This is a genomic window from Dysgonomonas sp. 216, assembly GCF_010501065.1.
Taxonomy (GTDB): domain Bacteria; phylum Bacteroidota; class Bacteroidia; order Bacteroidales; family Dysgonomonadaceae; genus QVMM01.
Genome location: NZ_QVMM01000035.1, coordinates 1 through 5,387, shown reverse-complemented (window position 1 = coordinate 5,387; position 5,387 = coordinate 1). Strand labels below are relative to the sequence as shown.

Here is a 5,387-nt window from a genome sequence, read left to right as displayed (position 1 = left end):
AATAATTTGGAATTAGGTAAAAAAAGTATTTATCTTTGCACCCGCTTTGCAGGAGATGCGAAGTAAAAAAAAGGAGCGATCTTTGTAAGAAATGATAAAATAGATAGAGAACAAAAGTACAGCGGGGCATGTATGTTAATTATTAATGTATATGATCTTGTCAATAACTTTGAACTTAAATAAGGTGATTCCGGGAGCTATAAGGATTTAAATAAAAGAATATACAAAGAAGAGTTTGATCCTGGCTCAGGATGAACGCTAGCGACAGGCCTAACACATGCAAGTCGAGGGGCAGCGAAGGAGTAGCTTGCTACTTTTGTCGGCGACCGGCGCACGGGTGAGTAACGCGTATGCAACCTACCTACTACAGGGGGATAGCCCGGAGAAATCCGGATTAATACCGCATAAAACAGGGGCACCACATGGTGATATTTGTTAAAGATTTATCGGTAGTAGATGGGCATGCGTTCCATTAGCTAGTTGGCGGGGTAACAGCCCACCAAGGCAACGATGGATAGGGGAACTGAGAGGTTGATCCCCCACACTGGTACTGAGACACGGACCAGACTCCTACGGGAGGCAGCAGTGAGGAATATTGGTCAATGGGCGAGAGCCTGAACCAGCCAAGTCGCGTGAAGGATGACTGCCCTATGGGTTGTAAACTTCTTTTGTACTAGGGTAAAACAGGGGACGTGTCCCTTCTTGCAAGTATAGTACGAATAAGCATCGGCTAACTCCGTGCCAGCAGCCGCGGTAATACGGAGGATGCGAGCGTTATCCGGATTTATTGGGTTTAAAGGGTGCGTAGGCGGAAGCTTAAGTCAGCGGTGAAAGTTTGAGGCTCAACCTTAAAATTGCCGTTGAAACTGGGTTTCTTGAGTATAGATGAAGTAGGCGGAATTAGTGGTGTAGCGGTGAAATGCATAGATATCACTAGGAACTCCAATTGCGAAGGCAGCTTACTAAGGTATTACTGACGCTGATGCACGAAAGTGTGGGTATCAAACAGGATTAGATACCCTGGTAGTCCACACAGTAAACGATGATTACTAGTTGTTTGCGATATGATAGTAAGTAACTAAGCGAAAGCGATAAGTAATCCACCTGGGGAGTACGCCGGCAACGGTGAAACTCAAAGGAATTGACGGGGGCCCGCACAAGCGGAGGAACATGTGGTTTAATTCGATGATACGCGAGGAACCTTACCCGGGCTTGAAATGCATCTGACGATAGAGGAAACTTTATTTCTAGCAATAGCAGATGTGTAGGTGCTGCATGGTTGTCGTCAGCTCGTGCCGTGAGGTGTCGGCTTAAGTGCCATAACGAGCGCAACCCACATCGTTAGTTACTAACAGGTCAAGCTGAGGACTCTGACGAGACTGCCAGCGTAAGCTGCGAGGAAGGTGTGGATGACGTCAAATCAGCACGGCCCTTACGTCCGGGGCGACACACGTGTTACAATGGGCGGTACAGAGGGCAGCTACCTGGTGACAGGATGCCAATCTCGAAAGCCGTTCCCAGTTCGGATCGGAGTCTGCAACTCGACTCCGTGAAGCTGGATTCGCTAGTAATCGCGCATCAGCCATGGCGCGGTGAATACGTTCCCGGGCCTTGTACACACCGCCCGTCAAGCCATGGGAGCCGGGGGTACCTGAAGTACGTAACCGTAAGGAGCGTCCTAGGGTAATACTGGTGACTGGGGCTAAGTCGTAACAAGGTAGCCGTACCGGAAGGTGCGGCTGGAACACCTCCTTTCTGGAGGCTTTCGGAAAACAAGAGTCTTATAAACTAAGTACAAAAGACATAGACAGGATTGAATCCTGCTGTACAGTTCACTATTTATCAATCATTAAAAAACATAAAGCAAGAGAATCACCGGGAGCTGGGGATCACCAAAACAAGTTCCGAGGTATAGATTAAAAGCCAGTCCTATAGCTCAGTTGGTTAGAGCGCTACACTGATAATGTAGAGGTCGGCAGTTCAAATCTGCCTGGGACTACTTGATACAAATTGGGGGATTAGCTCAGCTGGCTAGAGCACCTGCCTTGCACGCAGGGGGTCAACGGTTCGAATCCGTTATTCTCCACAAAGCCGAAAGGCAAACGATCTTTGACATGATGTAAAAAAAGAGCAAAAAACTTAAAAAAAGTAAGTAGAGCAAAAAAGGTAATACAATTATCTGACGATCCTGTTTATAACAGGAAAGATATTAAAAAACAAGATAAGGGCACATGGGGGATGCCTGTGGCTCTGGAAGGCGATGAAGGACGTGATAAGCTGCGAAAAGCCGTGGGGAGGTGCAAATAACCTTCGATCCGCGGATATCCGAATGGGGCAACCCAATATCCGAAGAGGATATTACACTGCCAGGCAGTGAGCGAACGCGGGGAACTGAAACATCTAAGTACCCGTAGGAGAAGAAAACAAAAGTGATTCCCAGAGTAGTGGCGAGCGAAATGGGATTAGCCCAAACCAAAGATGTTTAGGCATCTTTGGGGTTGTAGGACTGAGTTGTGGCAAGCAGTTATTAAAGTGGAACGTTTTGGAAAGAACGATCAAAGAGGGTGATAATCCCGTACACGACTTGATAACGAAGCCTATCAGTATCCTGAGTAGTGCGGGACACGAGAAATCCTGTATGAATCCGGCGGGACCATCCGCCAAGGCTAAATACTCTCCAGAGACCGATAGCGAACCAGTACCGTGAGGGAAAGGTGAAAAGAACCTCGAACAGAGGAGTGAAAAAGACCCTGAAACCATGTGCCTACAAGCGGTCGGAGCTAGTAATAGTGACGGCGTGCCTTTTGCATAATGAACCTACGAGTTACTTTCATTGGCAAGGTTAAGTGCAAGTATGCATGTAGCCGAAGCGAAAGCGAGTCTTAACAGGGCGCTTTAGTCAATGGGAGTAGACGCGAAACCAAGTGATCTACCCTTGAGCAGGTTGAAGGTTGGGTAACACCAATTGGAGGACCGAACGGATAAGCGTTGAAAAGCTTCCCGATGACTTGAGGGTAGGGGTGAAAGGCTAATCAAACTTGGAGATAGCTCGTACTCCCCGAAATGCATTTAGGTGCAGCCTCGGTAATTACTTGTGTCAGGTAGAGCGACTGATTGGATGCGAGGGCTTCACCGCCTATCAAGTCCAGATAAACTCCGAATGGGCACAAGTTCGATACCGGGAGTGAGGGCATGGGTGCTAAGGTCCATGTCCGAGAGGGAAAGAACCCAGACCATCAGCTAAGGTCCCCAAATACATGTTAAGTTGAATTAACGAAGTTTTGCTACCGTGACAGCTAGGATGTTGGCTTGGAAGCAGCCATTCATTTAAAGAGTGCGTAACAGCTCACTAGTCGAGTGGCGAAGCGTGGATAATAATCGGGCATCAAACATGTTACCGAAGCTATGGGATAAATATTATCGGTAGGGGAGCATTCCAACGACCGTAGAAGGTGTAATGTGAGTTATGCTGGAGGAATTGGAAAAGCAAATGTAGGTATGAGTAACGATAAAGGAAGCGAGAAACTTCCTCGCCGAAAGACTAAGGTTTCCTGATCAACGCTAATCGGATCAGGGTAAGTCGGGACCTAAGGATAAGCCGAAGGGCGAAGCCGATGGATGAAACGGTAAATATTCCGTTACTGGTTATATGAGTGATGTGGTGACGCAGGAGTGAAACTGCTGCCAACAGACGGAATTGTTGGTTAAAGGGTGTAGGAGTTGATTTTAGTAGGCAAATCCGCTAAGAGATCCGAACCTGAAAGTATGGGAAGTCTACGGATGCCCCAATATGCAGGTAAACAGGCTGCCAAGAAAAACCGCTAAACGCTAATCATATAATCACCCGTACCACAAACGGACACACGTAGTCGGGTTGAGTATACTAAGGCGCTCGAGTGATTCACAGTTAAGGAATTAGGCAAAATGACCCTGTAACTTCGGGAGAAGGGGTGCCTGTCAGTGATGGCAGGCCGCAGAGAATAGGTCCAGGCAACTGTTTATCAAAAACACATGGCTATGCAAATTCGCAAGAACAAGTATATAGTCTGACACCTGCCCGGTGCTGGAAGGTTAAGAGGAGATGTCATCCGCAAGGAGAAGCATTGAATTGAAGCCCCAGTAAACGGCGGCCGTAACTATAACGGTCCTAAGGTAGCGAAATTCCTTGTCGGGTAAGTTCCGACCTGCACGAATGGTGTAATGATCTGGACACTGTCTCAACTGTGAGCTCGGTGAAATTGTAGTATCGGTGAAGATGCCGATTACCCGCGATGGGACGAAAAGACCCCGTGAACCTTTACTATAGCTTTACATTGATTTTGGGCACTTGATGTGTAGGATAGGCCGGAGGCAATGAATCGGGTACGCAAGTATTCGTGGAGCCGCCCTTGAAATACGGCCCTTTAATTGTTTGAAATCTAACCCGTTGAAACGGGGACATTGTATGGTGGGTAGTTTGACTGGGGTGGTCGCCTCCAAAAGAGTAACGGAGGCTTCTAAAGGTGCGCTCAGGACGATTGGTAACCGTTCGTAGAGTGTAATGGTATAAGCGCGCTTGACTGTAAGACCGACAAGTCGAACAGGTAGGAAACTAGAGCATAGTGATCCGGTGGTTTCAGTATGGAATGGCCATCGCTCAAAGGATAAAAGGTACTCCGGGGATAACAGGCTGATCATTCCCAAGAGCTCATATCGACGGAATGGTTTGGCACCTCGATGTCGGCTCGTCACATCCTGGGGCTGGAGAAGGTCCCAAGGGTTGGGCTGTTCGCCCATTAAAGTGGCACGCGAGCTGGGTTCAGAACGTCGTGAGACAGTTCGGTCTCTATCTATCGTGGGCGTAAGATATTTGCGGGGATCTGACACTAGTACGAGAGGACCGTGTTGGACAGACCTCTGGTTTACCGGTTGTTTCGCCAGGAGCATCGCCGGGTAGCTAAGTCTGGATCGGATAAGTGCTGAAAGCATCTAAGTACGAAGCCGGCCTCAAGATAAGATATCTTTATAAGGGTTGTTGTAGACTACAACGTTGATAGGCTACAGGTGTAAAGGCAGTAATGTCATAGCCGAGTAGTACTAATTGCCCGAACAGTTTTTTAATATCGTGCACCTCAAGCAGGGTGTTCAGATAGCTGCAATCAAAAAGTTATACAAGCTTTTATTTGTTTTGCGCTCTTTTTTATATCAGTCATCTGAAACAATATATATTCCGTTTTAGGTTTATATAACAATATTCAGGTGGTTATAGCGTTGGGGTTCCACCTCTTCCCTTTTCGAACAGAGAAGTTAAGCCCAATTGCGCCGATGGTACTGCCCTTTGGGTGGGAGAGTAGGTAGCCGCCACTTATATAATAAAGCCTCGTATTATTTATTTAATACGGGGCTTT

At 47.3% G+C, this 5,387-nt stretch carries 2 tRNA genes and 3 rRNA genes; all 5 read left to right on the top strand.

From position 1 onward, the window contains the following. Positions 1-223 precede the first annotated feature (223 nt). The 5 genes from D0T53_RS13285 to rrf all read left to right on the top strand — a co-directional run bounded on the left by D0T53_RS13285 (position 224) and on the right by rrf (position 5,346). Positions 224-1,755, top strand: a 16S ribosomal RNA gene (locus D0T53_RS13285). Positions 1,756-1,925: 170 nt separating this feature from the next. Continuing rightward, positions 1,926-1,999 (top strand) — tRNA-Ile (locus tag D0T53_RS13280). A 13-nt stretch (positions 2,000-2,012) separates the two neighbouring features. Continuing rightward, positions 2,013-2,086 (top strand) — tRNA-Ala (locus D0T53_RS13275). A gap of 124 nt (positions 2,087-2,210) precedes the next feature. Beyond that, a 23S ribosomal RNA gene (locus tag D0T53_RS13270) occupies positions 2,211-5,101 on the top strand. Positions 5,102-5,234: 133 nt separating this feature from the next. Next, positions 5,235-5,346 (top strand): 5S ribosomal RNA (gene rrf, locus D0T53_RS13265). Together the 16S, 23S and 5S rRNA genes with 2 tRNA genes alongside form the textbook arrangement of a ribosomal RNA operon. Positions 5,347-5,387: the final 41 nt, after the last annotated feature.